The sequence below is a fragment of the Treponema sp. R80B11-R83G3 genome (genome assembly GCF_054786115.1).
In genome coordinates this window covers 1-26,745 of sequence record NZ_BDHF01000005.1, presented here as the reverse complement: position 1 = coordinate 26,745, position 26,745 = coordinate 1, and the positions used below count along the sequence as shown (strand labels likewise).

At 44.3% G+C, this 26,745-nt stretch carries 34 protein-coding genes; 17 read left to right on the top strand and 17 right to left on the bottom strand.

What is annotated here, in order from left to right; genetic code table 11:
* Window positions 1–80: 80 nt before the first annotated feature.
* From ACYVRH_RS01505 to ACYVRH_RS01495, 3 genes are all read right to left on the bottom strand, one after another.
* Window positions 81–233, bottom strand: coding sequence for a hypothetical protein (locus tag ACYVRH_RS01505; protein ID WP_461255162.1), 153 nt, complete (start codon window positions 231–233; stop codon window positions 81–83).
* An 81-nt stretch (window positions 234–314) separates the two neighbouring features.
* The gene (locus ACYVRH_RS01500; protein WP_461255161.1) at window positions 315–509 is read right to left on the bottom strand and encodes a type II toxin-antitoxin system HicA family toxin; all 195 of its coding nucleotides are present in this window, start codon (window positions 507–509) and stop codon (window positions 315–317) included.
* A complete protein-coding gene (locus tag ACYVRH_RS01495; protein ID WP_461255160.1) occupies window positions 509–727 on the bottom strand; it encodes a DUF1902 domain-containing protein in 219 nt (72 codons plus the stop codon). The genes ACYVRH_RS01500 and ACYVRH_RS01495 overlap by 1 nt, the downstream gene beginning before the upstream one ends.
* 116 nt (window positions 728–843) lie before the next feature.
* Between ACYVRH_RS01495 and ACYVRH_RS01490 the strand changes: the two genes are divergently transcribed.
* From ACYVRH_RS01490 to ACYVRH_RS01460, 7 genes are all read left to right on the top strand, one after another.
* Window positions 844–1,326 (top strand): NADH-quinone oxidoreductase subunit NuoE family protein, encoded by a 483-nt coding sequence (locus ACYVRH_RS01490; RefSeq protein ID WP_461252727.1) that lies wholly within the window; start codon window positions 844–846, stop codon window positions 1,324–1,326.
* A 58-nt stretch (window positions 1,327–1,384) separates the two neighbouring features.
* Window positions 1,385–1,789 carry a (2Fe-2S) ferredoxin domain-containing protein gene (locus tag ACYVRH_RS01485; RefSeq protein ID WP_461255159.1) on the top strand — a complete coding sequence of 135 codons (405 nt, stop codon included), beginning with the start codon at window positions 1,385–1,387 and terminating at the stop codon, window positions 1,787–1,789.
* 5 nt (window positions 1,790–1,794) lie between these two features.
* Window positions 1,795–3,318 (top strand): NADH-ubiquinone oxidoreductase-F iron-sulfur binding region domain-containing protein, encoded by a 1,524-nt coding sequence (locus ACYVRH_RS01480; RefSeq protein ID WP_461255158.1) that lies wholly within the window; start codon window positions 1,795–1,797, stop codon window positions 3,316–3,318.
* Window positions 3,319–3,328: 10 nt separating this feature from the next.
* Window positions 3,329–5,080: an NADH-dependent [FeFe] hydrogenase, group A6 gene (locus ACYVRH_RS01475; protein WP_461255157.1), complete on the top strand. Its 1,752-nt coding sequence runs from the start codon at window positions 3,329–3,331 to the stop codon at window positions 5,078–5,080.
* 25 nt (window positions 5,081–5,105) lie between these two features.
* Complete coding sequence (locus ACYVRH_RS01470) at window positions 5,106–6,428, top strand: NCS2 family permease (protein WP_461255156.1); 1,323 nt, start codon at window positions 5,106–5,108, stop codon at window positions 6,426–6,428.
* Window positions 6,429–6,492: 64 nt separating this feature from the next.
* On the top strand, window positions 6,493–7,155 hold the full coding sequence (deoC, locus tag ACYVRH_RS01465; RefSeq protein WP_461255155.1) for a deoxyribose-phosphate aldolase: 663 nt from the start codon (window positions 6,493–6,495) through the stop codon (window positions 7,153–7,155).
* Window positions 7,156–7,296: 141 nt separating this feature from the next.
* A complete protein-coding gene (locus tag ACYVRH_RS01460; RefSeq protein ID WP_461255154.1) occupies window positions 7,297–7,866 on the top strand; it encodes an Hsp20/alpha crystallin family protein in 570 nt (189 codons plus the stop codon).
* 88 nt (window positions 7,867–7,954) lie between these two features.
* Here ACYVRH_RS01460 and ACYVRH_RS01455 read toward each other — a convergent pair whose 3' ends face one another.
* A complete protein-coding gene (locus tag ACYVRH_RS01455; RefSeq protein ID WP_461255153.1) occupies window positions 7,955–8,755 on the bottom strand; it encodes a TIGR00282 family metallophosphoesterase in 801 nt (266 codons plus the stop codon).
* A gap of 6 nt (window positions 8,756–8,761) precedes the next feature.
* Complete coding sequence (locus ACYVRH_RS01450) at window positions 8,762–9,289, bottom strand: tetratricopeptide repeat protein (protein WP_461255152.1); 528 nt, start codon at window positions 9,287–9,289, stop codon at window positions 8,762–8,764.
* A 104-nt stretch (window positions 9,290–9,393) separates the two neighbouring features.
* Here ACYVRH_RS01450 and ACYVRH_RS01445 point away from each other — a divergent pair, with 104 nt between their 5' ends.
* A complete protein-coding gene (locus ACYVRH_RS01445; protein WP_461255151.1) occupies window positions 9,394–10,899 on the top strand; it encodes a hypothetical protein in 1,506 nt (501 codons plus the stop codon).
* Window positions 10,900–11,439: 540 nt separating this feature from the next.
* Window positions 11,440–12,249, top strand: a complete 810-nt coding sequence (locus tag ACYVRH_RS01440) for a GGDEF domain-containing protein (RefSeq protein ID WP_461255150.1) — start codon at window positions 11,440–11,442, stop codon at window positions 12,247–12,249.
* Here ACYVRH_RS01440 and ACYVRH_RS01435 read toward each other — a convergent pair.
* Window positions 12,243–12,950, bottom strand: coding sequence for a hypothetical protein (locus ACYVRH_RS01435; protein WP_461255149.1), 708 nt, complete (start codon window positions 12,948–12,950; stop codon window positions 12,243–12,245). The two genes, ACYVRH_RS01440 and ACYVRH_RS01435, sit on opposite strands and share 7 nt — an antisense overlap.
* An 84-nt stretch (window positions 12,951–13,034) precedes the next feature.
* Between ACYVRH_RS01435 and ACYVRH_RS01430 the strand changes: the two genes are divergently transcribed.
* The 4 genes from ACYVRH_RS01430 (at window position 13,035) to ACYVRH_RS01415 (ending at window position 15,417) form a co-directional block, all read left to right on the top strand.
* On the top strand, window positions 13,035–13,226 hold the full coding sequence (locus ACYVRH_RS01430) for a hypothetical protein (RefSeq protein WP_461255148.1): 192 nt from the start codon (window positions 13,035–13,037) through the stop codon (window positions 13,224–13,226).
* Between the two features lie 283 nt (window positions 13,227–13,509).
* Window positions 13,510–14,679, top strand: a complete 1,170-nt coding sequence (locus tag ACYVRH_RS01425) for a formylglycine-generating enzyme family protein (protein ID WP_461255147.1) — start codon at window positions 13,510–13,512, stop codon at window positions 14,677–14,679.
* A 161-nt stretch (window positions 14,680–14,840) separates the two neighbouring features.
* Complete coding sequence (locus ACYVRH_RS01420; protein WP_461255146.1) at window positions 14,841–15,212, top strand: type II toxin-antitoxin system RelE/ParE family toxin; 372 nt, start codon at window positions 14,841–14,843, stop codon at window positions 15,210–15,212.
* A 1-nt stretch (window position 15,213) separates the two neighbouring features.
* Window positions 15,214–15,417, top strand: a complete 204-nt coding sequence (locus ACYVRH_RS01415; RefSeq protein ID WP_461255145.1) for an XRE family transcriptional regulator — start codon at window positions 15,214–15,216, stop codon at window positions 15,415–15,417.
* A gap of 199 nt (window positions 15,418–15,616) precedes the next feature.
* Here the strand turns inward: ACYVRH_RS01415 and proC are convergent, their stop codons facing one another.
* From proC to ACYVRH_RS01395, 4 genes are read right to left on the bottom strand one after another with little or no spacing between them, the layout of a single operon-like run.
* The gene (gene proC / locus ACYVRH_RS01410; RefSeq protein WP_461255144.1) at window positions 15,617–16,417 is read right to left on the bottom strand and encodes a pyrroline-5-carboxylate reductase; all 801 of its coding nucleotides are present in this window, start codon (window positions 16,415–16,417) and stop codon (window positions 15,617–15,619) included.
* Window positions 16,417–17,412, bottom strand: a complete 996-nt coding sequence (locus tag ACYVRH_RS01405) for a tryptophan--tRNA ligase (protein ID WP_461255143.1) — start codon at window positions 17,410–17,412, stop codon at window positions 16,417–16,419. The genes proC and ACYVRH_RS01405 overlap by 1 nt, the downstream gene beginning before the upstream one ends.
* A gap of 48 nt (window positions 17,413–17,460) precedes the next feature.
* Window positions 17,461–17,805, bottom strand: a complete 345-nt coding sequence (locus ACYVRH_RS01400; RefSeq protein ID WP_461255142.1) for a type II toxin-antitoxin system HicB family antitoxin — start codon at window positions 17,803–17,805, stop codon at window positions 17,461–17,463.
* Window positions 17,792–18,055, bottom strand: a complete 264-nt coding sequence (locus ACYVRH_RS01395; RefSeq protein ID WP_461255141.1) for a type II toxin-antitoxin system HicA family toxin — start codon at window positions 18,053–18,055, stop codon at window positions 17,792–17,794. The genes ACYVRH_RS01400 and ACYVRH_RS01395 overlap by 14 nt, the downstream gene beginning before the upstream one ends.
* A 110-nt stretch (window positions 18,056–18,165) precedes the next feature.
* Between ACYVRH_RS01395 and ACYVRH_RS01390 the strand changes: the two genes are divergently transcribed.
* The 3 genes from ACYVRH_RS01390 to ACYVRH_RS01380 are packed head-to-tail and all read left to right on the top strand — an operon-like array spanning window position 18,166 to window position 19,632.
* The gene (locus ACYVRH_RS01390; RefSeq protein WP_461255140.1) at window positions 18,166–18,534 is read left to right on the top strand and encodes a NusG domain II-containing protein; all 369 of its coding nucleotides are present in this window, start codon (window positions 18,166–18,168) and stop codon (window positions 18,532–18,534) included.
* Complete coding sequence (locus ACYVRH_RS01385; protein WP_461255139.1) at window positions 18,515–19,036, top strand: Gx transporter family protein; 522 nt, start codon at window positions 18,515–18,517, stop codon at window positions 19,034–19,036. The genes ACYVRH_RS01390 and ACYVRH_RS01385 overlap by 20 nt, the downstream gene beginning before the upstream one ends.
* Window positions 19,033–19,632, top strand: a complete 600-nt coding sequence (locus ACYVRH_RS01380; RefSeq protein ID WP_461255138.1) for a hypothetical protein — start codon at window positions 19,033–19,035, stop codon at window positions 19,630–19,632. Before ACYVRH_RS01385 ends, ACYVRH_RS01380 begins: the two co-directional genes overlap by 4 nt.
* Here ACYVRH_RS01380 and ACYVRH_RS01375 read toward each other — a convergent pair.
* The 5 genes from ACYVRH_RS01375 to ACYVRH_RS01355 all read right to left on the bottom strand — a co-directional run bounded on the left by ACYVRH_RS01375 (window position 19,592) and on the right by ACYVRH_RS01355 (window position 22,652).
* Complete coding sequence (locus tag ACYVRH_RS01375) at window positions 19,592–20,611, bottom strand: FAD:protein FMN transferase (protein ID WP_461255137.1); 1,020 nt, start codon at window positions 20,609–20,611, stop codon at window positions 19,592–19,594. The genes ACYVRH_RS01380 and ACYVRH_RS01375 overlap by 41 nt on opposite strands.
* A gap of 103 nt (window positions 20,612–20,714) precedes the next feature.
* A complete protein-coding gene (locus tag ACYVRH_RS01370; RefSeq protein WP_461255136.1) occupies window positions 20,715–21,227 on the bottom strand; it encodes a peptidoglycan-binding protein in 513 nt (170 codons plus the stop codon).
* Window positions 21,208–21,780: an RNA polymerase sigma factor gene (locus tag ACYVRH_RS01365; protein WP_461255135.1), complete on the bottom strand. Its 573-nt coding sequence runs from the start codon at window positions 21,778–21,780 to the stop codon at window positions 21,208–21,210. Before ACYVRH_RS01365 ends, ACYVRH_RS01370 begins: the two co-directional genes overlap by 20 nt.
* The gene (locus ACYVRH_RS01360; protein WP_461255134.1) at window positions 21,761–22,105 is read right to left on the bottom strand and encodes a hypothetical protein; all 345 of its coding nucleotides are present in this window, start codon (window positions 22,103–22,105) and stop codon (window positions 21,761–21,763) included. Before ACYVRH_RS01360 ends, ACYVRH_RS01365 begins: the two co-directional genes overlap by 20 nt.
* A gap of 133 nt (window positions 22,106–22,238) precedes the next feature.
* Window positions 22,239–22,652 (bottom strand): clan AA aspartic protease, encoded by a 414-nt coding sequence (locus ACYVRH_RS01355; protein WP_461255133.1) that lies wholly within the window; start codon window positions 22,650–22,652, stop codon window positions 22,239–22,241.
* Between the two features lie 290 nt (window positions 22,653–22,942).
* On the opposite strand from ACYVRH_RS01355, the gene ACYVRH_RS01350 reads away from it, so the two are divergent.
* Window positions 22,943–23,863: an Rpn family recombination-promoting nuclease/putative transposase gene (locus tag ACYVRH_RS01350; RefSeq protein ID WP_461255132.1), complete on the top strand. Its 921-nt coding sequence runs from the start codon at window positions 22,943–22,945 to the stop codon at window positions 23,861–23,863.
* 224 nt (window positions 23,864–24,087) lie between these two features.
* Here ACYVRH_RS01350 and ACYVRH_RS01345 read toward each other — a convergent pair whose 3' ends face one another.
* Both ACYVRH_RS01345 and ACYVRH_RS01340 read right to left on the bottom strand, forming a co-directional pair.
* Window positions 24,088–25,029: a CsgG/HfaB family protein gene (locus ACYVRH_RS01345; RefSeq protein WP_461255131.1), complete on the bottom strand. Its 942-nt coding sequence runs from the start codon at window positions 25,027–25,029 to the stop codon at window positions 24,088–24,090.
* An 88-nt stretch (window positions 25,030–25,117) separates the two neighbouring features.
* Window positions 25,118–26,689 (bottom strand): hypothetical protein, encoded by a 1,572-nt coding sequence (locus ACYVRH_RS01340; RefSeq protein WP_461255130.1) that lies wholly within the window; start codon window positions 26,687–26,689, stop codon window positions 25,118–25,120.
* Window positions 26,690–26,745 lie beyond the last annotated feature (56 nt).

The following is a 26,745-nucleotide window of genomic DNA, read 5'->3' as shown; positions in this document are numbered from 1 at the left end:
TTCAAGATGCAGGTTGTAATGAAAGCGCAAAAAACCTGCGGATTGAATTTCACTTGGAAATAAAACTGCATATCAATCACTCAAGCCACTACAGAAGTGGTTGCGACAAAACGATGTCCAATATTGTCTACCATTACGCTAAAGCCTTCAAGAGTCCGCACGCCTAAAAGCGACATATCTCCATCTTCTTCCTTAGGATTGACGGCTGTCATATTTACCATGAATTTACTCATATTGCTATCTCCTTCGGTGTCATTTTTAGTATAGTAATGTAAATAAACATTTTTATCAAACGTTACAAACAGAGTGGCATATTAAAAATGCCAATTAATACCCGCTCTTTTCATTATGCCATTTGCTACATGACGTGAAATTATTTTTCCGTCTACGGTAATAGGCAGATTGGTTATAGGGCTGAACCAAATGTCATGATCTCCCTTGCCGCGCCTTAGAAGATGGCAGCCATTTTCAGAAAGTTTTTTCCTTACTTGCTTTTCATATTCAGCCATTATGCCACAACCGCGAGACGTTCAGCTTTAAGATGTAGTTTTATTTGATGATTATTTGATCCGCTTAACTCAAGAAGCTCCACAGCAGCTTTTTTGACCTTTTCAACAAGAGCGTCAAAAGATTCGGATTCTAGGATAAGTCCCGGTAAATCTTCACTTTCAGCAATCCATACAGAGGCTTCATCATCCCAGAAAAAAACGATGGTATATTCCGACATACTGTAATTATAACGGATTCATTATTCATGTCAAACTATTCCTTCCAGCCCTCCCACCCCTTGCCAAAACTTCCATAAATTGTTACAATCCACATATAAATTGATTAGGGGGACAAATGGCAAAAACAGAAGGGGATATTACTTTTCCCCAAGAATTATTATCATTTATAGAAGAATGGAAGGTTAAACCGGGAAGTCTGATTATGATTCTCCATAAAACCCAGGAAACCTACGGGTATATATCCCGTCCAGCCGCAGAACAATTAGCCCGTCTTACCGGTATTTCCCTTGCAAGAATATACGGGGTTATCACTTTTTACCACTTTTTTAAGACCACAATGCCGGGGAAACACAAAATTTCCGTATGTTTGGGAACAGCCTGCTACCTTAAGGGCAGTCAGGACATAATGGACGAGACTAGAAACCTGCTAGGGCTAGAGCCTGACGGGGTAACTCAGGACGGCAAGTTTTCGGTAGACCCGGTGCGCTGTGTCGGCTGTTGCGGCCTTGCGCCCGTGCTTACGGTTGGCAACGATACCTATGGCAAGCTCACCAAAGATATGATTCCCGGCATCATAGCCAAGTATCAAAATAAATAAGGTTTAAATCTATAACCATAAGGTTGACAAAAAGAACCGTAAAGAGGAGTAAAAATTTATGGCAAAATTGAGTCTTGAGGATTTAAGAAAATTAAGAGAAGAAAAAAAGGCCGAGTTTAACAAGCGCGAAGAGGACGGCGTTGAAACACGGGTTATTATCGGTATGGGAACCTGCGGTATAGCCGCCGGAGCGAAACAAACATGGGAAGCTTTTACATCGGGAATTAAAGATAATAAACTTAAAAATTGCAGCGTAAAGCAAACCGGCTGCATGGGGCTGTGCCATTCCGAGCCTACCGTAGAGGTAATTGTTCCCGGAATGCCGCCTGTTATTTACGGCATGGTAGATCCTGAACTGACAAAATCGATCATCGCGAAGCATATTATTGGCAGGGAATTGTTAGATGAAAGTATCCTTGAGCGTCCTGCCGCTGATATTTTAACAATTATAAGAGGGGAATAATAAATATGGCGAATAACATTAATACTGTAGAAAATATGCCCTCAGGGCAAAAGCAATTCCGGGTCGTGCTTCGCAACTGCGGCGTAATTGATCCTGAAAAAATCGACGAATACATCGCCCGAGACGGTTATGTAGGTCTTGAAAAGGTTCTTTTTGAATGGACTCAGGAACAAATAATCGAAGAAATGAAAAAATCAGGCCTTCGCGGAAGGGGCGGCGCGGGCTTCCCGACATGGCTAAAGTGGGATTTGGCGCGCAAAGCCGTAGGAGACCAAAAGTTCGTTATCTGCAACGCGGACGAAGGCGACCCTGGCGCGTACATGGACCGCTCCACGATAGAAGGCGACCCTCATTCGGTAATCGAAGGCATGATAACTGCGGGTAAGGCAATCGGTTCCAGCCAGGGATTTGTTTACATCCGCGCCGAGTATCCGCTCGCGATTGAACGCCTAAAAATCGCCCTTGATCAAGCGCGCGATTACGGGCTGGTAGGGAAAGACATCCTCGGCTCCGGTTTTGATTTTGACATTGAGATCCGCCTTGGCGCGGGCGCGTTTGTCTGCGGCGAAGAGACCGCGCTTATTAAATCCGTAGAAGGCAACAGGGGAATGCCCGTTCCTAAACCGCCGTTCCCGGCTAACAAGGGCTTGTGGCAAAAACCCACTATTATTAACAACGTAGAATCATTTGCGAATGTTCCCGTCATCACCGCTAGGGGCGGCGACTGGCTTGCTAAAATCGGTACTGAAAAATCAAAGGGAACAAAAGTATTCGCGCTTACGGGAAAAGTCAAATTTTCAGGACTTGTCGAAGTTCCTATGGGGACTACGTTACGCGAAATTGTTTACGACGTTGGCGGCGGAATTAAAGACGATAAAAAGTTTAAGGGAGTGCAATCAGGCGGGCCGTCGGGCGGCATTCTTACCGAAAAATCACTTGACGTTCCCATCGACTTTGAATCATTGATGGCTAACGGCTCCATGATGGGCTCAGGCGGCATGATAGTAATGGACGAGGACGACTGCGTGGTTGACGTGTCGCGCTTCTACATGGACTTCTGCGTTGATGAAAGTTGCGGCAAATGCTCTCCGTGCCGGATTGGCACTACGCAAATACTTAAAATCCTTGAAAAAATAGCGAGGGGCAACGGGGAAGACGAAGACCTTGTAAAACTTGAGGCTATCGGAAACGCGATGACAAAAGCGTCTCTTTGCATGCTCGGCTGTACCGCCGCGAATCCAACAATGTCTACCTTAAAAAATTTCCGCGAAGAGTACATCGAGCATATACACGATAAAAAGTGCCGCGCCGGAAAATGCAGAAGACTCATCAGATTTACAATTGACGCTTCTAAGTGTATCGGTTGCGGCGCCTGCGCGAAAAAATGCCCGGGCAACTGCATTGTCGTGGAAGACGCGTCAAAGTACAAGGACAAAAAACGTCCGCCATATATCATCAATCAGGATGAATGCGTAAAGTGCGGCGAGTGCATGGTTTCATGTAAATTTAACGCGGTGATAAAGGCTTAAGGGGGAAAACATGATTAACTTAACGATAAACGGAAAAACGCTTGAAGTGGAACCGGGGACGACAATCCTTCAGGCTGCCGAAATGGTAAATATAAAAATTCCACGGCTGTGTTATAACCCCGATCTTATGCCGTGGTCGTCATGCGGCATTTGCATTGTGCGTCTTGCGGGTTCGGCTAAAATGGTTCGCGCCTGCTGTACGGCGTGCGAGCCTAATATGAACATTGTTACCCACGACCCTGAAATTATCGCGGTCAGGCGCACTGTTTTGGAGCTTATCCTCTCCAATCACCCCAACGACTGCCTCCAATGCCCACGCAACCAATCCTGCGAGCTTCAAAATCTAGCCTCCGAGTTCGGTCTTAGGGAAGCGCCCTTCTTAAAAATAAAGAACGATATTCCCGTAGACGATTCCAACCCCGCAATCGTGCTTTGCCCCGAAAAGTGCATCCGCTGCGGCAGATGCGTAAAGGTGTGCCAGGACGTGCAGAACGTGTGGGCGCTGGAATTTCTCGGGCGGGGCATACACGGAAAGATCGCCAGCGCGGCGGACGCTCCGTTAGGTGAAAGCCCGTGCATCAAGTGCGGGCAATGCGCCGCTCACTGCCCCGTAGGCGCGATTTATGAAAGAGACGACACCGTAAAAGTGTGGAACGCCCTGCAAGACAAGGAAAAACACCCCGTCGTGCAGATTGCCCCCGCCGTCCGCGTCGCGTTAGCTGAAGAATTCGGCCTTGATCCCGGCACGGTTTTTACAAAAAAGATATACGCCGCCCTGCGCAGATTAGGGTTTAAAACGGTCTTTGACACTAACTTTTCAGCAGACCTTACCATTATGGAAGAAGGTTCCGAACTTGTAAAACGCTTAACAGAAAAAAACAGCGTCATTCCGCTTATAACTTCCTGCTGCCCGGCGTGGGTAGATTATATGGAAAAGTATTACAACGACATGATTCCCAATTTCTCAACCGCGAAATCACCCCAGCAGATGATGGGCGCGATGATTAAAGCTTACTGGGCGGAAAAAGCCGGAGTAGATCCCGATAAAGTGTATTCGGTATCAGTCATGCCGTGTACCGCGAAGAAGTGGGAAACAAAACGCAATGACGACATGAAGAGCGCAGGCCACGGTTACGACGTCGACATTGTTATTACGACAAGGGAACTTGCGCGGATGATCAAACAGGCGGGAATTGAAATACTGAAGCTTGACGAAGAAGAGGCTGACAATCCTTTAGGGCCGTACACCGGAGCCGGAACTATTTTTGGCGTAACGGGCGGAGTAATGGAAGCGGCAGTCCGCAGCGCTTACTACCTTGTTACAAAAAAGGAACTCCCCGACGTAGATTTTAAACCCGTCCGCGGGCTTGACGGCGTAAAGGAAGGGGAAGTTGATTTTGGCAACGGGACAAAGATACGCATTGCGGTAGCCCATCAGATGGGAAACATTGCAGCGGTTTTAGACAAACTCCGCGAGGCGAAAAAAGCCGGTAAGGAACCGCCGTATCACTTTATCGAGGTAATGGCGTGCCGAGGCGGATGTATCGCCGGCGGAGGACAGCCATACGGCTGTACGGATGACATTCGCAAACAACGCACTGGCGGCCTTTACGCTGACGATCAAAAGTCCCAGTACCGCTGTTCGCATCAAAATCCGTATATAGGCCAGGTTTACAAGGAATTCCTTGGAGAGCCGGGCGGTCACAAAGCGCATAAGCTGCTCCACACTAAATATGTGGAACGGCCACTATATGTGAAGTAAAATAAATTTTTAGGGGGAGATGTTTATGGAGAAACTTTTCAAGTTAAAGGAAAATGGTACAACGTACCAGCGGGAGATCGTAGCGGGTCTTACAACATTTTTAACTATGGCTTACATTCTTGCGGTTAATCCGGGAATATTAAGCGGAAGGTTCGCCGAAGCGGAATTGTTTGTAGGCATGCCGTGGGGAGGCATCTTTACCGCCACGGCGCTTGCGGCGGCAATAGCCACTATAGTAATGGCGTTTACGTCTAACTTGCCTATCGCTCTTGCTCCGGGCATGGGGCTTAATGCTTTCTTTGTTTATACGGTAGTTTTGCACATGGGGTATACATGGCAGATTGCGCTTACAGCAGTTTTCCTTGAAGGCATCCTGTTTATGGTTCTTTCTTTATTTAATGTCCGCGAGGCAATCATAAAAGCTATTCCCTCAAATATGAAAAAAGCTGTCGCCGTAGGCATAGGTTTATTTATCGCGCTGATTGGATTTGCTAACGCGAATATTGTCGTCGGCAATTCTGGCACTATTGTCGGGTTAGGCAACATAACTTCAGGCGACGCGTTGTTGGCGCTTATCGGTCTTGCGATTATTATCGTACTGTATGTTTTAAAAGTTCCCGGAGCCATTCTTATCGGTATTCTTGCAACTACAATTATTGGCATACCAATGGGAATTACCCAGCCTTACGGCGGCTGGTCAGGCTGGAGGCTGTTTGCAATACCCGACGCTCCGCTGCTTTTCAAATTTGACTTTACAAAAATCTTAAGTTTTAATTTTTTTATAGTATTCTTTACATTCCTGTTTGTTGACATTTTTGACACCGTAGGAACGCTGGTAGGAGTTACCACTCAAGCCGGCCTTATTGATAAAGACGGCAATATTCCCCGCGTTAAGCAAGCTCTTTTTTCTGACGCGCTTGGCACGTCTGTTGGCGCCGCGCTTGGAACTTCAACGGTTACAAGTTATATTGAAAGCAGCGCGGGCGTAGCCGCAGGCGGGCGCACCGGGCTTACAAGCCTTGTTACGGCGATAATGTTCCTGTTAGCGTTGTTCCTCTCGCCCCTGTTCCTTCTGATTCCAAACGCGGCTACGGCGCCGGCTTTGATTTTTGTCGGCTTCCTAATGGTACAGCCCGTGACCACAATTGATTTTAAAGATCCAACCGAAGGCATCCCCGCGTTCATCGCGATTGTGATGATGCCCTTTGCGTACAGCATTGCGGAAGGCATCGTATACGGAGTCATCTCCTATGTGATTCTTAAAGTTGCGGCTAGGAAATTCCAAGATATTACCGTAGTAACATGGGTACTCTTTGTAATATTCATTTTACGGTACTTCCTGCGTTAGAGGGGTAATTAATGTTTGCCTGACCACTCCAGAGTGGTCAGGTCAAAACAAATAGGAGAGTAACATGACTAATGAAGAAATTTTATCTAAGATAGATCATACGCTCCTAAAGATGACTTCTTCATGGGAAGAAATTAAAGCGCTGTGCGATGAGGCGGTTAAATATAAAACTGCTTCCGTATGCGTTCCGCCCTCTTATGTAAACCCCATTCATAATGAATTTAAAAACTTGAATATCTGCACCGTCATCGGCTTTCCTCTTGGCTATTCAATTACCGCCGCGAAAGTTCTGGAAGCGGAACGCGCTATTCTAAGCGGCGCGAATGAAATCGACATGGTGATTAATGTCGGCGACGTTAAAAATGGGCGCTTTGATTTTACTCTTGAAGAAATCAAACTTATTAAAAAAGCTTGCGGCGAAAAAATACTGAAAGTAATAATAGAGACCTGCTACTTAACCGAAGACGAAAAAATCCGCCTTTGCAAAATTGTTACGGAAGCCGGCGCTGACTTTATCAAGACCTCTACTGGTTTTGGGACTGCTGGCGCGACTCTGGCGGACGTGCGGCTTTTTAAAAAGCACATCGGCGCGGGAGTTAAGATAAAAGCCGCAGGCGGAGTTAAAACACGCGAAGACTTGGAAGCCTTCATTACCGAAGGAGCCTCGCGGATAGGGACAAGTTCGGCAGTTAAACTTTTAGCCGGCGGGACAACTGCAGGCTATTAATTTTTTAATTGACTTTTTATAATATCTCATGTAAATTCTAAGACAGGGGTTATTATGCCCTCAAAGAATCGCCCGTATGGGGGTTCTAAATTCACCTTTACAGTCGGGGAAAGGCAAAAGCGTTCCCGGCGAGGAGATTGTATGAAAGGTACAAGAAATTACATGGATCTGGGCAGTATTTTTGACGAGATTTTCGATGCGGCCCAGGAATTTAAGGATGAATTCCACAGGAATTTTAACAACTGTAACGGAGGCGAGGGTTTCACTCAAGGGCCGTTTAACTTCAGCAAACACTTCTTCGATGAAAACACCGATTTTTACCCAAACTATTCCTACCCGCCAATGAATGTTTTTATGACTGAAGACAGGTCGCTTGTTTTTGAATTTGCTTTAGCCGGTTTTGATGAAAAAGACATCAGCCTTTCTTTTCAGGGCGATTACATGGTCTTTTCCGCAAGGATTGACAATTCCGTAACTCAAGCCGACAGCCCCGCAAGACTTCAATCAGAAGAAAATGTCCGCTACTTTAAACGCCGCCTTAAAATGAAAGACATCGAAAGGCAGAAGTACTTTGTGCCTCTGGACAAATACGCTCAGGAAAAAGTAAAAGCGGTATACAAAAACGGAATTCTTCGCGTAACCATTCCGCCCAAAGACGAACTGGATCAAAACGACGGAATCAAGATTGAAATAGTGAAAGAAGGCTCTTGATTTTTGGGGAGTGGGGAGTGGGGAGCGTTGTTAGCGAGCATAGCGTGTTGGTTTAACGCTAAGATAACGAACAACTATTCCCCACTCCCTACTCCCTACTCCCCACTCCCCCTATCGCTAGATGTATTCTCTCTATTGACCGCGCCTTCCCGTCTTTGCCAATATCCAAATACACGCCTTGCAGTTCCGGCACTTCCCACGCTTCTTTTGTCCATTCGGGGATGCCTGTCAGGTATTCTTTTATGCGCGAATTTATTTCACAGCCGCCGACTGACTGTTGGCTTCCTGTTCTGCCGGCGTCGCTTATGTATGCGGTTCCGTTTGGCATGATTATTTCATCGGCGGTTTGGACTCTGGTGTGGGAGCCGATTACGGCGGAACAAAGACCGTCGGCGGCGTAAATGAAAGTCTTTTTTTCAGCGCTTGCCTGCGCGTGAAAATCTACAATGATATAGGGAGTTTGTTTCCTGAGCCTGTCAAGGACTGCAGACAGGGAAGTGAAGGGGTTATTCGCATGAACGCGCCCGAATCCGTTCTGACCGATAAAAACCGCAACGGCTACTTTTTCATTTTCCATGTTGTAAATTTTTGATCCGATACCCGGAGCGTCAGTACTTAAATTTTCCGGACGCAGAACATAATGGCATTTGTCAAGATTTTCTGTTAAATCTTTTTTATAGAAACAACAGTCTCCAAGGGTGATAACATTTGCGCCAAGTTTGTGGATGTAGGCGGCATGAGTGCGGCCAAGACCGTTTCCTCCAGTGGCCCCGTTGGCGCACGCAATCATGAAATCCCACGGATAGCGGGTTTTTAATTCACATAACGCTTTTTTAAACGTATAAACGCCGGCTTTACCAACCAGTTCCGCCACATAAAGCACTTTCATTTATATTTATACCCGGCCGCTAATATCCAAGTTGGAAATAACCCGTTCAAATTCCGCAGCCGCCCTGTAATCTTCCAATTCCCTGCATGTGTCCCTTAAATTGATCAACGCGTCTTTAAATTGCGGAAATATGCTTATCGTTTTTTCAAAGCAATTACGGGCTTCTTCAAAATTACTTAAATTAAAATATAAAACGCCAAGATTATTCCATATTTTTGGATCATTGTCACTGCAGGACAACGCCGTCTTGTAGCAATTCTCCGCAAGAACAAAATCGTTTAATTCGTAATAAATAAGGCCCATGGAATTCCATGCCTCACAAATATCGTTGTCAATGTCCAAAGAACGTTTAAAACTGTCAATTGCTTCCGAATACTCGCCTGTTTTCTGCTGGGCTATACCTAAATTTAGCCATAAAAGCGGGTTTTCCGGCTCTAAAATTAACGCTTCGCGAAATAGGGGAATTGCCTCAAAAGGCTTATTTGCCTCGGTTAACGCGACGGCGGAATTGTTTAAATTCGCAACAGTTTCCATTATCTTAATAATACCTTAAAAATACAGGATTAACAATATATTTTAAATTTATACTCTATTATTTTTTTTTGGTGTGTAGTATAATAATACTCAGGAAATAAAAAGTGAAAAACATTGGCGAGTATAGCGCTGGAATGACAGAATTTGAGTTTTTCTCATTCCTTTATGACAAAATAATCACTAAGGAAATTATCACTTTTTCAAAGCTAAGGGAACTGGTCGCGCCCGCTATAAAAGACAAATTGACGCACCCTGTGATTATGAGGGCGTTTCAACTGATAAAAAACTTGAATTGGGGATTTTTCGCGGCTATTTCTCCAACCACCCACAAAAAACTCTGGAAAGAACTGATCATTCCCGACAGGGATTTTCCCGAAGCTGGGGATTTGAAAAAAACTCTGCAAATATCAAACCTTTATATCGCGATGCTTGATATCCACGGTTATACAAAATTCTGCATGGAGTCCAGAAAAAATCTTTCCATGATGCACAATTTGGATTGGGCCATTGAAAATGAAATTAAACGCATCTCCACCCAATGCGGCGCTATAAGCCAGAGGGAAAGAGGCGATGAAATGGTCGTTGTCGCGGCGAGCGCCAAAGACGCGGTTATGGTGACTCTGTGCATTATTGACTATTTTGGCAAAACAGATGTTGTTAAAGATCCGGCAATACCTACAAAGCGTACAGGCAACGCCGAAAACCTCCCTGTCTTTAAAATTTCCGCCGGAATTACTGGCGGAAATACGCAAAGCCCGTTGATAATTACGGAAAGAGGCAACCTTTCCGGTTTTCTTCTGAACTCAGGAGCCAGACTGCAAACTAGGGCAAATGAGCTTTCGCCCAAAGAATCGAGAATCATGATTGCCAAACAGGTAATGATGAATTATGAGAAAGAAAACTCCGCAGAACAATGTATTCTGGAGCAAAAAAACGCGATTTATTTCTTTGATACCGGCCACATTGAGTTTAAAGGGGTTATGATCCCTACCTGCGAAGTTGTTTTTGACAAAAATGAGCGTTATAAGGAAAAATTTGAAGAGTATATGACTAAACTTTTTTCTTCAACTCGCGAAAATTTATGGGAACAGCGCATTTATCAAGATATGATTGAACTGCTTGTAAGAGTTGCCCAATCCATGCCCAAATTTTCCATAACGCCGCCCCGGCCTATTCGGGATATGCAGACTATTACAAATGAATCCTATGTGCATATGTGCCGTCTTGGATATAAAGCGTATTGCAAGGATGAAGACTACTATCTAGCCGTTGAATATTTACGCGACTTACTTTTTATCAGCGAACAAATTCCATTGTTTGACAGGCTGATTCTTGATTATCTTAGAGGAATTACCGATAAATATCAGCTTCTTCTTGACGCTTTTGAAAAGTACATTGACATAGAAGTAGAAGAAAAATCCACGGTTATTTTTCATGGAGATCATTACAAAACATGGCTTGCCGCCAAAAACGGTTCAATGGTATATGAGAAATTACGCGCAATAGGCCGTAAAAGCAAGGAAATTACAAAAAAGAAAAATTTATGGTTAAATGCCCTCTCGCAGAACAAGGATAAAATGGAGTTTACCTTATATTCCGGCAAAAAGTAATTATTATAGAGAACATCTAAGAACTTCAGTTTTTAGATATTCCATATATTTAAAATTTAAAAATATGCCTATCAATTTTAAAATTTAACCAAAAAAATAGGAAATATCTTGATTCTTTAGAAAAATTTAGTTAGATTGATTAATAAAGGATTTAAGATGTTTAGATTATTAAGTTTCTGGCGTTATTATTCGTTGGGACGCGAGCAATATTGTATACTCATGAATAAAGAATGTAAAAATAATTTGTATAGTCTTCGTCTTGCTAACATTTTAGTTGTAATTTTAGCGTGTGTTTTTTCGTGTTATCCCATATTTGTAAAAAACAACATCCATGGCGCTGGTATATATTTATTTACAGCTTTATTCGGGCTGCTGCTTGTCGTACTTATCGGTATTTATATTAAATTAATTAACAGTCATAAAAAGGCAATTAGTAAAACTTATATTTATATATTAACCGTTATTTATTATGTAAATATTATAATTTTTGGTTTATATATAAGCGTTTGGGCGGATCGTGATAATTATGCCGTAGGCTTTATGATCCTTCTTGTATGCGCCCTGATTTTATTTGCCAATTCTCCCATTTTAAATCTTTGCCTTACGCTGGCGGCAGCGTCAGTTTTTATAGTTTTTTCCGTCTTTTTCAAACCGCCGCAAATATACGTTACCGATATTTTTAATGTGATATTTTCAACCATTGTCAGCGTATTTGCCTGTTGGCGGACGACAATGCTGCGTTTTATGTCGGACTTGAGCATTTCTAAAATGGAAAATGAGCGAAACAAGTATTTTGAAGAAAGCACGGTAGACGAATTAACAAAACTTAGAAACCGCCGTGATTTTATGCAGACTTTTCACAGGTATCTTGTTAATTACAGGGCGGGCGATGATTTTTTATGCCTCGCTATCGCGGACATTGATTTCTTTAAAAACTACAATGATCTTTACGGCCATCCGAAAGGCGATGACTGCCTTCGCGCCATAGGCGAAACGTTTAACAAATTAAAGGATACAATGGGGGTCTACTGCGCCAGAGTTGGCGGTGAAGAATTTGCCCTGCTTTGGTTTGAAAAAGAAGACGTTACTCACGTAAATGTCGTCATATCACGCATTACTAAATTAATACAACTGTTAAAAATCCCGCATGAAAATTCAAAAGTTTCCAAATATGTGACAATGAGCCTTGGAGTATATGTGGAAAAGTGCGGCGCTTCAACCGATACGGAAGAAATGTACGCCTTGGCCGATAAAGCGTTGTATTCAGCCAAGGGGGGCGGGCGAAATTGCGCTATTGTTAAAGGAAGAACAATTAAAGAATACCGTTTAGACCCAGAAAAAAATCAATAAGCCGCAAAAGGAATTATTTCCGTTATCTGCACTCTGAACCTTGCGAAGACCGCCCAGCGTCCGCCGTCCATGTAATAACGCGGGAAAGCGGCCATGCTGATAAATCCATTAACGTGTTTTGGCCGGTTTCTTTCACTTCCGCGCAAGGCGGCACGCAACGCCGCTCTCGCCGAATCCTCAAGGGCAAGTTTTTTTACGGCGATCCATCCGGGATACTCTTCAAAGACAGTCGGGGCGTAGCCGGTGGCCTGCATATTTCTTATCATTCCCGTACGCCACACATGAATCTTTTTTTGCCCCGCCTCGGTCAAATGGTAGTCAGTCCATACCCTAAGCTGCATACCTCTGATTTCGGTGTCGGTTACTACAAGCGACGGATCGCCGAATTTAATTTCTCCCTCAGGTTCAAGTTCAAGGAGTTCGTCAATTTTTCTTGCCTTCTCGCCTATTTCATAACTAAACGACCATCCGTGGATCATCGCGGAATAAAATAGGGCTGCTTCTTCTAGGGCGCGTCTGCTTGCCGAAGTAATGGTTAGCGGATATTCCTCGTCCACATGACCTGCATATATTTGCTCAAAATCGACATATACTTCGCCGCGTAGAACAAGCGGATGCTGCCCAAATTCGGTTCCCTGCGCGTAAACAGCGAAAAAAATTGAGAAAAACAGGCAAAAAGACAACATTCCTTTACGGATCATACTAATTTATCGGAAATATCTTGGTGGTTAGTGAATAGATGTATGCCCAAGGAATTTATTTAGTACAGTCAGGGCAGGCTGCGCATGGCAAAAACTCTGGGAGAATCCGCCTCGCACTGGCGGCCACCTAAAGGCGGCCTTGCTTTTATTGGGGACTGCGGCATTTTTTGGTGCTCTCAGCGTGTGGCATTATTGATCTACACGGCTACGCCGTGCGTTTATTTGGCTGTGAGCCTTTCGGCGACTAAACAGCGGTGGGTAGAAAGCTTTGTCTAGGTTACGTCGCCGAACTTTTATTCTCTGAATTTTCTTTGTTTTATTCCAAAGTCTCTACGTCGGGGAACGCCCGAAAGATGTTTTTACATCGCACGCAGCCTGCCCTGACTGTACTTAAAGATTTTGTTGGGCATACATCTACAAGCGCTAATTAGCATTTTTCCCACATCTTCCTTGATAATTATAATGAAAACTGTTAATATTCTCCTTATGAGCGTAAAAAATTCCAAAATGGTATCAGACACAAATTTCTCTTTTTAATTATTACAATTAGGAGCGTGTTATGAAAAACACAAGAAAATGGCAATTTATCACAAGGATGGCAGTTATCGCCATTACCATGTTTGCGCTGGCGAGGCCGGTAACGGCACAAAACTTTCCCGCAATTGACATTAAGGAAATTGGCGGCGTAACAGCACCGGTAGTTGGAGCAAAGCCGGTAACGGAAGTTACACCTACGTTGCAGTACCGGGGAACTGTTACGTGGAGCCCTAACCACGCAGTTTTTGAAGCCGCGACCACGTACACGGCGACAATTACGCTGACGGCAAGGACCGGTTATACATTGCAAGAGGTGACAGCGAACTTTTTTACCGTGGCGGGGGCAAGGGCGACCAACGCGGCAAATTCAGGGGTGGTTACCGCTATATTCCAAACTGCGGGTATGCGCAAAATAGGAATAGAAATGATCCGTATACCAGGCGGAACTTTCCAGATGGGGGAAGAACTGGCCGGAACCGAAGACGTAACGCCAGTGCACGCGGTAACGCTGAGCGCCTTTTCCATGAGCAAGTACCTGGTAACGCAGGAACAATATGAGGCGGTAATGGGGATGAATCCAAGTTACTTTAGTTCAAATCCGGCGAGCGGGGAGGCGCAGAGAAAGCGCCCTGTTGAGAGCGTAACATGGTACGACGCTGTTGAATTTTGCAACAAGTTAAGCGCGGTTGAAGAGTTGCAGACGGTGTATACGATTACCAATAGGAAGCCTTCGGCAGGGTATCCCATAACGGACGCGAATGTTACAGCAGACTTTAGCAAGAACGGCTACCGTTTGCCGACTGAGGCGCAGTGGGAATACGCGGCAAAAGGCGGGAACCCTAACGCGGCAGGGTGGAAAGGGTATACGTATTCTGGGAGCAACAATGTAGGCGACGTGGCTTGGTATTACGACAACAGCGGCGGACGAACTCACGAGGTAGGAAAGAAAGCGCCTAACAGTTTAGGTTTGTACGACATGAGCGGAAACGTATATGAGTGGTGCTGGGACTGGTATGGTGATTATTCGAGCGGGGCGCAGACTGATCCTACTGGAGTTTCGTCTGGGGATTCCCGTGTGATACGCGGCGGGGGTTGGGGCAGGTCAGCAGAGGACGTTCGTTCCAGTTGTCGGACATACAACAGCCTCGGCGGCAGGAGCTACTTCCTCGGCTTCCGGCTGGTGCGTCCCTAGTTGAGGGAAGTAGGTAGTGGTTAGTATATAGTGGATAGAGAGCGAAGTTAGCAAGCGTGGCGTGATATTATCAAGCGTAGCTTACTAACAACAATACTATCCACTAATAACTTCCCACGCGTACTCTTGCCGCTGATGTAATTTTATGTTATTATTAGTAAGTGAGGATATTCAAATATGCGCGGTTTTCCCGGTTTGCCGGGAAAGAAGGCATCAATGACGATGAATTGTTGAATATTGCGGAACAGCTTGACGCAGGGCAGCCTGATGCTGACTTGGGAGGCGGTGTTTTCAAAATGAGAATAGCCAGACCAGGCGAAGGAAAATCAGGCGGGTATCGGATAATCGTGTTTTTCAAAAGTGGGGAGCGTACATTTTTTGTACATGGTTTTGCAAAGTCAAATAAGGCGAATATCAGTAAAAAGGAACTGGTCAGAGCAAAAAGACAGGTCAAAACTTTGTTTGCCATGACTGATACCCAAATACAAATTGCTCTAAAAGAAAGAGTGTTTGAAGAAATTAGGAGGAATTAACATGAAAAATAAATATAATAGTGATTTTCTTGAATCTTTACATGAAACAGCCGTTGGATTAAATAAGATCGGAGTAATTAACGATAAAGAAATGCGGGAATACGACAGAGATTGCCTTGTTCCCACGCCAAAAACATCTTCTGAAAGTACAAGTGTTACGGTAAAGCCAACACCTGTTTACGCAGAGTCTTCCCGACGGTCATAAAACTTTTATTTAGAATACATGCAAACATATCAGAGTTACCGAAATTCCCAGTTTTAAAATCCCCACGTACGCGCAAACGTGGGAAAGTAGGTAGTGGTTAGTATATAGTGGATAGAGAGCGCAGCTTACTAACAACAATACTATTCACTAACAACTACCCACTTCTTTCTGTTCGTGTGGTTCGTGGTAAAAAATTTTCTTATCCAATTTCCAAAGAGCGTTTCCAAGCGGCTTCTACCGCTTTGATTACAGTGCCGCGAAATGCGCCGTCTTCGAGGGCGGCGATTCCGGCTATTGTGGTTCCGCCGGGCGAGGTTACCATGTCTTTTAGTTCACCCGGGTGTTTTCCCGTTTCCTGAACCATCGCGGCGGAACCAAAGACTGTTTGGGCGGCGTAACGGAGAGCCTTGTCTCTTGGCAAACCGGCGCGAACCCCGCCATCCGCCAGCGCTTCTATGAATAGGTAGACAAACGCGGGGCCGGAACCTGAAAGGCCTGTTACGGCATCCATGAAACGCTCGTCAATTTTATCAATAATGCCCGCGCCGCTTAGGAGTTTTTCTAGTTCCGATACGCTCTGCGCAGAAACTTCAGGCGAGGCTGATAGAGCTATCATTCCCTTGCCGATTAACGCTGGAGTATTGGGCATTATGCGCACGACGGGCATTTTTGCGCCAAGTATACCCTGTATTTTAGCGATTGACCAGCCAGCCGCCATTGAAACAAAAACAGGCGCGCGGTTTGAATTGAGTCTTTGATTCGCGATTGGGGCAATTTCAGCTAACACTTGCTGTAAAACTTGCGGCTTTACGGCTAGGAAAATAATGTCTCCTTTTTCTACGGCTTCAATGTTTGTGGCTAAAACTTTCGCTCCCAAAGCCAACGCAGATGACTTCGCTTTTTCCAAATCAGCGTCCGTAATGTAAATGTCCTCGCCTTTGGCGGCGCTCATTAAAGCGAAACCCATGTTTCCGCTTCCGATACATGAAATAATACCCATTAATCTACTCCTGCCGCTTTTCTAAAACGTCTTACGGTCGCGGCGGCGATAGGACGCGCCTTTTCCGCCCCCTGCGCCAAAATTTTATCTAGTGACGGAATGTCCGCCATGATCGCGTCAAATTTTTCGCGTATGGGGGAAAGACATCGGTTTACCGCGCGGAACAATTCTTCTTTAGCGTTCCCCCAGCCCATGCCTCCCGCGCGGTAGCGGTTGGCTAGAGCGGCCTGCTCCGAGGAGTCCGCGAATAATTTGTAAAGTTGGAAAATTTGGCTTTCATCGGGATTTTTTGGCTCTTCTACGGTTTGGGAATTTGTCGTTATTCTCATAATAGTTTTACGCAGGATTTTTTCCGGCGCAAAAAGAGGGATAACATTGCCGTAGCTCTTGCTCATCTTTCGCCCGTCAAGGCCCGGCACTACGGCGACATCTTCTTGAATTCCCGCTTGCGGCACTTTTAAAACCTGCTGCCCATAATTGGCGTTTACTGACTGCGCGATATCCTGCGCCATCTCGATATGCTGCAGCTGATCCTTGCCGACTGGAACTATATCAGAGTCAAAAAGAATAATGTCAGCCGCCATAAGCACTGGGTATGTAAACAATCCCATATTAATTCCCGCGTCCGTATCATCGCCCTTTTCATTGTTTTCCTGAACTGCCGCTTTGTACGCGTGGGCGCGGTTCATCAGCCCTTTAGACGTGAACGCCATAAGCATTGTAGTAAGCTCGAAAACTTCGGGAATTGAGCTTTGCCTGTAGAAAATTACTTTATCAGGGTCAAGGCCGGATGCGAGCCAGCCTGCGGCAACTTCCCTTATTGTAGTATTGAGTTCCTTAGGATTTTTCATCGTGTTAAGCGCGTGATAATCGGCGATAAAATAACGCGCGTCGTATTCTTTGGCAAGCTCCAGCGCGGGTTTTATAGCGCCAAAATAGTTGCCGACGTGCAAATCGCCTGTGGGTTTTATGCCTGTCAGAGAAATCTTTTTCATAGATTTAATGTAACTAGTTTTTTAAAAAGAGTAAAGGGAGTTAATTTTTCAATGCGTGTCAGTTGAATAGGCGAATAATTTTTCATTTACGGCTTCCGCTATCCATGTGTTTAAACTTCTGCCTTCGGCCTTAGCGACTACGGCGGCGCGGGAATGGAGTTCCGGCGGTATTCTAAGAATTAACCTGCCAGAAACCGGAATATCGGGGACTTTGCCCATACGCTTGCAAAAATCAAGATAATCGTCAATGCTTTCTTTGAATGATTTTTTTAATTCCTTGACGCTGGAACCTTTAAAAGTAATAACGTCTCTAAGCCCGGCAACTTCACCGTAAAAAATTTCCGCTTCATCATCGTATTCGGTTTTACCGATATAACCTTTATACTCCATCATGTTTTACCCCCGCATTTATCAAAAAATGCCTGACAGATTTTAACGCGCCTTTATCTGTTTCTTTGCGCGGATGCGGCCTGTGGAATACGGCGACTACGCCGTTAAGCATTATGCAGACTCTGGAGCCGCTTCCTTCTTCTATATGCGCGCCGCACGCATTAAAAAGACTTTCAACATCCGTCCACAAAACCGAGCTTTTAACAGGATTATGGAAGATATCCTGAAGCGTTTTTCTTTGTTTGGCGTTCACTATATAATGATATCATCAAATGATAGCATTGTCAAGTGAATCCCCCCACTTTTTATTTTTTTTAATAGTAAAGAAGGTTAATTTTGCGCTTTTTATGATATAGTATCATTATGAAAATTCGGGTAAAAATATTTGACATTTTCATCATCCTTGCAGTTGCGGGTTTGACGTTTTTTACCGCTTACATGGCGTATTTAAGGCCGCAGGGAAAGGCTCAGGTGTTGATTCAAGGTCAGGGCGTGGAATGGGTTTATCCTATTGAAGCAGAGGCGACGGTCACAGTAACGGGGCCGATTGGGGACACGACGGTACGCATTTGCGGAAACTGCGCTTGGGTAGAATCTTCGCCATGTGATAATCATACTTGTATAGCCGTAGGTTCTCTTTCCAGACAGGGTGAATGGGCGGCTTGTCTTCCCAATAATGTTTTTGTAATTGTAAATGGGATTGAAGATGATATTGACGGAATTTCCTGGTAGAAAAAACCTCGCCCTGTTAGGCGCTTTGTGCCTTTTTCTTTCCGCTATTGAATACATGATACCAAAACCCCTGCCTTTTATGCGTATCGGGCTTGCCAATATGCCGCTTATGCTCGCGCTGGATATTTTTCCTTTTACCGCTTTTTTGTTATTAGTTTGCGTTAAAATTATAGGGCAGGCGTTGATTACGGGAACTTTATTTTCTTATGTTTTTTTATTTTCGCTTGTAGGGACGTTTTTGTCAGCCGCCCTTATGTTTGCCTTACGCCGCCTGTTAGGAAAAAAACACATAACATTTGTCGGCATCGGAACGGCGGGAGCCGTTATTTCAAATCTTTCGCAATTGGCGCTCGCGCATTTTTTTATTTTTAAGGGAAATGTCCGCTATATCGCGCCGCCGTTTTTGCTGACCGGGCTTATTACGGGAATCGCGTTAGGTGTTTTTTGCGAGGCCTTTACACGCGTTTCAAAATGGTATCAGATTAATGAGAGAAAATCATGAGCAGGCTTGAAGTTTACGAAAATATTTTCAGCGCTAAAGCGTTGTTTTTCGCGGGTTTGTTAATTATGCCGGCCCTGCTTTTTATTCCCAGCACCGGATACCGGTGTTATCAATTTGCGTTTTTCTGCATTCTTGTTTTGCTATCAGGTCAAAAGATCAATTTTCTAATAACGTTTCCAATAATAATGTTTATTATCGTATTTAATTTGATTATTCCTTATGGGCGAGTTTTATTTTCATTTGGCGCGATAAAAATAACGTCGGGAGCGTTACAGGCCGGAGTTCACAGGGCTTTCACCTTACAATCGTTTGTAATGCTGTCAAAGCTTACGATTAGGCGGGATTTGAAAATTCCCGGCGCTTTTGGCGAATTGCTCAGCGAATCCTTGCATATTTTTTCAGCGATAATAAACAAGAAATACAACTTTCCAAAAAAAAATGTTCTTGTAGAAATTGATAATCTTATGCTTGAATTAAGCGATGTTACGCTTCCAACGCCTGATGAAAAGAAAATAAAAACCAAACCTGCGGGATTTATTATTTTATCTTTAGTTATTATTCTTTCATGGCTGCCATATTATATTTTTTATCTGTAAGCGTAAAATCAGAACCGGGCGTGGCGATTACTCTCTTGTCTTCAAAAACAAAAATAGCCTGCGCATCCCCGTAATTTTTTAAAATTGATATTCCCTCTTCATAACCTGAAACAAATACCGCCGTAGAAAGAGCGTCGGCGTCCATTGAAACATCCGCTATTATTGTTACCGATACAAGCCCGTTTTTTACAGGATACCCATTTGTTACAGATAGCAGATGATGATATAACACTCCGTCTTTTTCAAAGTTCCGCTCATAAACGCCTGAAGTTACGACTGTTTTTTCCGGTATCTGTAAAACGCCGATAATGGAACCACGTCTTCCGTCAGGCTTCTGAATGCCGACTTTCCACGGCTTCTTGTCATACCGCGTACCGATTAATAAAATATTGCCGCCAAGGTCAATTTTTGCCCTGCTTATTTCATGCGATTTAATTATTTTAGCCGCCTCGTCCGCCGCGTAACCTTTAGCGATGCCCCCCAAATCAAGAGCCATGCCGTTATGCGCAAGATATACGCTTTTTAACCGCGCGTCCAATTCAATGTTACGCCAATTTATTAACGGCAGAGCTTCGTTAATTTCTTCAACACTTGGGACGCGCGGTCTGGCGCCAATCCCCCAGAGAGAAACAAGAGGCCCCACTGTGGGGTCAAATGCGCCGCCGCTTAATTCGGCAAAATATATGGCGCGTTCAATTACTTTAAACGTGTCTTCCTGCACCTGAACCGGGCTAATTCCCGCGGCGGCGTTTATGCGGCTGACATCGGAGAAGGAAATATTCACGCTCATAAAGTTTTCTATTTCGCGTATTCTGGAAAAAATTTCATCGCAAACGCCCGTTTTTCCTTTTTCAAAAAGCGTGACGGAGCAGACTGTTCCAAGCGCGAAATCTGTACGGGCTGAAACTTGATCAGTGCAGGATACGGAGAAGAATATTAACCACGAACCAACACAAACTAGTACCTTCGGTACATGCACGAACAACGACAAGATATGTGCAAAAAGTTCGTGGTGCCTGCCTGACCACTCTGAGTGGTCAGGTGAATGTGGTTTGTGGTTAATTCTTATACCATTAAATTGCTTACAAACCAAAGCGTTCAGATAATTCCTTTAGGTGGCTGCCGATAAAAAGAGCGCCGTAGGTGGTAAGAACAATGCCGATTGTAATGCCTACGGGAAGCATGAATGACATTCCCGATTCCAACGCTAGACGCTGGAAATCAAACCCAAAGAATACGGTCGCTAGCGATATTAGAATAACGAGGCCTGCTATTACCCAGCTTTGCGTTGAAAAGCCGCCTACGGTGTCACGCGCTTCATCAGCCTGCTCGGCGTCTATTCTTGCCATTATTGTCTCTTCGAGAGCGGGAGAGGAAGGGAAAAAATCTTCTTTCATTAAGATTTTTGCGGCTTCATAACGCTCAATTTTTTCAGCGCAGACGGGACAGAAAAGGGAATGCGCCCACACCTGTATTTGGCTTAAAAGAGAAATGGAATCTTCTCCGCCTTCTTGCGCCTCATGATACAAATCCATAATTTTTAAACAATTCATGCCGCGCTCCCCTTTAGTATCATCAACTTTCCGATAACCCATCTAACTTCTCCCTCAATAATATCTTCGCCCTAAACACGTGAGATTTTATCGTGTTTACGGGAATACCCGTAATCGCCTCAATCTCCTGATATGAACGGTCATAAAAGAAAAACAGATCGATGCAAATTCTAAAACGTTCCGGCAACTCTTCTATCGCGGCGCGGACGGCTTCTCTTGCCGCGTTACGCAACGTTATGCGCTCAGGCGTTTCCCCGCTGTTTGTAAGTTTTTCAACGTCTTCTTCCGCAAGGCTGTGGTATTCCTTCCTCCTGCTCACCTCATTTAACGCCGTGTTATAGGCGATTTTATAAAGCCACGTTGAAAATCGGCTTCTTCCTTCAAAACGGTGAAGACTCCGGTACGCCTTTAAAAAAACCTCCTGCGCGAAATCTGAAGCGTCATCCGAGTTACGGAAGAAGCTCATTCCCATTCCATAGACGGCTTTTTCATGCTGCCGCACTAAAAGACGGAACAAATCTTTCTGTCCCGAAACAATTTGGCTGACGACTAACCGATCGTTTATTTCAGATTCATCAGCCATCACGCTTTTCATTCCGCTTTATCACATAGAAGATTAAAAGTCCTATGCCCATCGACAGGGGAATGATCCCGCCCAATAAGCCGTATGACGCTTTTTCAACCGCTATTGATAAAAATACAGTTAACGCTATGCCAACGCTGCTTAAAAGAAGTCCGGCTAACAAGCTGAACGTAAGCAGGTTAAAATCCGGTTTCGCGTATTGTCCCGCCTTAATCAATAATGTCCTTCGTCTGTAATTCCACAACAGGTAGAAGAAAATAACTACCGAACCCATAACAATTCCCACTATGGGAATTACCGCGATAATTACCTGAGCGGCGGCGGATGTTCCATTCATATTATACTCCGATTTTATTGTAAAATATAACTTCTTATGCGTCTATAATTATGACACGAAAAAATGGCGAAAGTTGCGATTCGGGGGATTGCGGTATGGCTGATGTTGGAATGCGTGTAGTACGATGCGTGTACTACTTGAGTGAATGTAATATTTGATCGCCATGAGCGCCGATAACTTCCTCAGTGCGGGGATTAATTGTTAAGTCCATTGCTTCAAGCGGGATAGCGCCGAGCAGGTTTTCATCGGCATGAGGGACTACCAGAGCCTCACAAATGACGCTGCGGTCTTTCCATGAAATTTCAAGAGGGCCGGTAAGTTTATACTCCGCCTGAGTCCCATCGGCAAGAGTTCCCGGCGCGGTTCTTGTTGTCTCCAGTCCAAGTTTTTCGCGGGTAGCGTCATTAATTACCATAGTCCATGCGCCCGAATCAACCAGAGCGTTGACTGTGATTTGTCGTATTTCTTGATCAGGCATAAGCCCTTTTTTTACCATGATCATATCAATGCCATTTTTTAAGGTAACTTCCGCGTGAACTAAACCCATTGGTATCCTCCTGCTGTGTTTATTTTACCGCAATTTATTTGTAACATCAATAGGACAACGCGCGCAGCAGCCTGCCCGACTGTACTCAAGGATTTTATTGGGCATACATCTTATTGCGGTAATAGGCACATCACAGTCTGGAGTTTTGCCACTTTGAGCAAAAAGTTCGTGGGTTCGTGGTAAAAAAATAAAAAATAATTCATTTTCGGTCAAGCGAAATGGTACTCTCGCGCCATATATAGGTGAACCTTTTTTAAAGGTTCCGAAAAAAACTATTTATGGAGGTACTTATGGTATCTAACAATCAAAATCTTTCTCAGGAAGAGTGGGGATTCTTCCCTTTTGAGGATGGGACGCATATCTTGGACATTCGGTATGACCAGGTGTTCAAAGCCGTATTTACCAGAGGCACGTCTGCGTCAAGAGGCGCGTTGTCGGACTTGATTTCCGCGCTTATCGGGCGTATTGTCGTGGTGGAAACAATCGTCGCTAATGAGCCTGCAACAGGCTTTCTGGGGCAGAAGAAAATCAGGTACGATATTTCCTGTATGAGCAAAAACGGGGAACCTATCGACGTAGAAATGTCATTCCACCCGATTGACGATGAGTTAAACCGGGTTGAGTATTTTGCGTCCAGACTGTTCGTAGGGCAGGAGATAGAGGGTATCGAGAAAACCTACTCCGATTTAAAGGAAACTTATCAAATCTCGATACTGGCGCAAAAACCATTCTTCCCCGATAAATACCTGACGCATAATTTTCAATTTTATGATCCGCAGACTAATGTGTCACTTGACGGCAAGATACGGATAATCACGCTGGAACTGGAAAAAGCCGACGCCTTCATTGGCAAGCCGATAGAAGAAATGACGAACGCGGAACAATGGGCGGCGTATTTTCAGTATTTGACAGATGAGACAAAAAGAGAGAAAATAAAGGAGATAATAGACCACGAGGAGGGAATAGCGATGGCTACTAACACACTGCGTCAAGTTTCAGCGGAATATGAGGCGTACGCGCTTCAAACCAGCCTTATGAAAGGCGAACTTGACTGGCGAAGCGGAATGAAAGATGCTGAACGCAGAGGGCATAGGGAAGGCCGCAACGAAGCCAACCTCGAAAATGCACGAAAGATGAAAACAATGGGTTTTTTGATGGAACAAATACAAGCTGTTACCGGTCTCTCCCCGGAGGCTATCGCCCAGTTGTAATATTTTTATAATTAGCAATTAGCAATGAGCGATTAGCAATTAGCAATGAGCAATGTTGTTGTAACCAAACTTATCGTTGTTCTTTCACGATCAGCTTGATTTCATTGCTAACTGCTCATTCCTCTTTTTCTCTCCTCTCACATATAGCGTACCCTGCAAGACAATGTACACTACTGAAATTCGGTATTAGATACGTTTGCGCTCACCACTACCGAAATTCGGTGTTAAAATGTTTCCCGCGCCATTGATACGATTTGCCCGGTTTGAACATCCAATGCACGTAACGTCAGTCTTCGGGACGAGCCGCTGCCGCTGACAGCACCGGTGATAACGATGTTTGCGCCTGTCATCTTCCCTATTGAGACTGCCCCATTGTCGTCTACATTCCCCGAGAGCTGGAAATTTTGTTCGGCCATTATCGCGTCCAATGTTCTTCTGTTCACCATAGTGAAATTTTTTGAAGAAACAAAAATGTATTCCAGTTCGTCTATTACCTGCTCGGCGGTTTTTTTGTCAGATGATTCAATGTTTAACAGGGCTATTTTTGCCCCCTTGGGCAAATCTACGGTAATCGAGTCAGAGGCGTTATATATCGCCCTCTGCAACGGTGTCGTTCTCGCGTTTGGGCGGTTTCTGGAAGATTGGCTTAACACGCGGTATTCGCCGGTTGCTACAATGTCCCCGGTTGCGGTAATTTTTTGAAAATTGCCTGATAAAAAAACTCCTATTGGCACACCTATTGCAATAGAAGCAAATTGTAATTGTAAATGTTCATCATCATGTGGCAAATATGTGCCATCTACCGGATCACGAGATTGAGGATTTGTTAATAAAAATATACCATTGCCAAGACCTCCTCCTATAAATCCGCCAGCAGCCATCGTTAACAAACTCCATCCTGAAAACGACCCTTTTATGGTTATATTGGCAATATCAATGTTACCCTGATATTTTTGCTTCGCTTGTTCCAATAGTTTTGTGTATGCTTGTTTCTTTATTTTTTCTTTCGGAATAATAAAGTGAAGTGGCTGGTATGAGGTAAAAGTTACTTGAATGGTTTCCACCGCCTCCTCATTTTCCCGTGAAGCCCTGTCCTGCAACGAAACGCAGGAAACCGCCAACATAACCAGCGCAATTAAAAGCGCAGTTGAAACCGAATTCTTCATATAACACTCCAAATATATATAAACCCCTACGGGTTGTTTTTCTTGTTGCCAAGCGTAAAAGTTTTTATATGGTCATATTAATTACTCATTACTTTTTGAATGGGATAATAAATTCCACACCAAAAGAGATATCTATAGAACTCATTGTATATGAAGAACTATATGAACTTATAGAAGTTTCATCGTCAAGCCCGAAAAACCACTTTGTTTCTCCAAAGTCACCAACATAGCGTATATCCATAAAGAATATTGTATTACCGATTTTAAAACCAATATTCGTCCCAACTATACCGCTCATCATTGGCAAAGATATTTCGTAATCATCAGATGAATGAAATCCAATATCAATGAGAACCGGTATATTAAAACCTATTCCAGTAAACGGTGAGAAAATTAATGTTTCACGAGACAAATTAAACTTTGCCAACAATGGTATTTGAATACGATCAAAAGACATTCCTATTCTTTCTGGATTAATTAGTACCCCATAATCTAAAAAAGAATACTGGAATCCCGATTGTATTGAAAAAAGGGAACCAAAATTAATTCCTATAGTAAATGCCAACGGTATATGTATCAAATCTACAGCATTCTTATTCATATAATATGCAGTATACTCTGAATTAAATTTTTCGGAAAAAGCAAATGAAATTCCGGTACGGAATCCAAGTCCTATCCCTGAATCTCTTGCAAATGAATCCAATTGTTCTTCTTTACGTTTGCGTTCTGTTGCCTTACGTTCCGCTTCCGCTTCTTCATTCTGCCGCTTGCTGACCTGTTCGCTGGTGCTGGTCAAATAAACCGCAAGGGTTTCCATCGCCCTCATGCCGTCGTTGATGTCCTGATAATCCACTGTGCGACCTACAACCTGCACGCGGGTTTCCAGATTGATAATAGCGGCGTTGAACATATTGCTGTTGCCCAATCGCCGCGCCGCAACCGTCAAAACCGAATCGGGGTTTTCGCCGTACCCGATGCCGATTATATTCTTGTCTGCGGTATGCCCGCTCATTTGCGCGTTGTGCTCTTCAAATACCTGATCAAGGCTTTGCGTGCGTGGAAAAACGGCATATTTCCCGCTCCGTATCAGATGTATCGCCAGCAACTGCGCAAGCGTGTCGGCAACCCTTTGATCCGCGCCGCCCTGCAACTGTACCGGCACTATGGCAAGCTTCGGCAGCGAAGCGGTGTTCTTTTGAGTTGCCTGTATGATATTCGCCGCCATGCCCGGCAATTTCCCACGCAGTTCTTCAATCCTGCCCGCCGTGTAAGTTTGATAATCCCCCGCAATCTGCTGTAAGTTTTTTACGTCCATAATTGCGATGACCAATAAATTGTTCCTTCCCACTGACGTAATGCTTCCCGCTACAACATACCGCGCTCCGACTTCATTCGCTATGGAGATGACCGTATTAGGATCGGTCATGCCGGAACCCATTTGAAAACCCCGCTCACGGCTGATTGCCCTGGCAATGCTTGTCCGTGGTATCGGGTTAAAGACTTCGTTAAGCCGCGCGTCAAAAGAAAAAAGTTCCGCGATAGTCTCACCTTCCTCGCCCTGACCTCCGGTAAAGGGAAGGATGGCAAGGGGTGACCGCGTCTGCCCGAAAGCGGCGGCGGCAACAAGACATAATGTGGTAAAAATAACCAGTTTTTTCATAAGTTTAATTCCTCATAAATGATACGAATTCTTGAAATTTCCACTCAATAAATGAA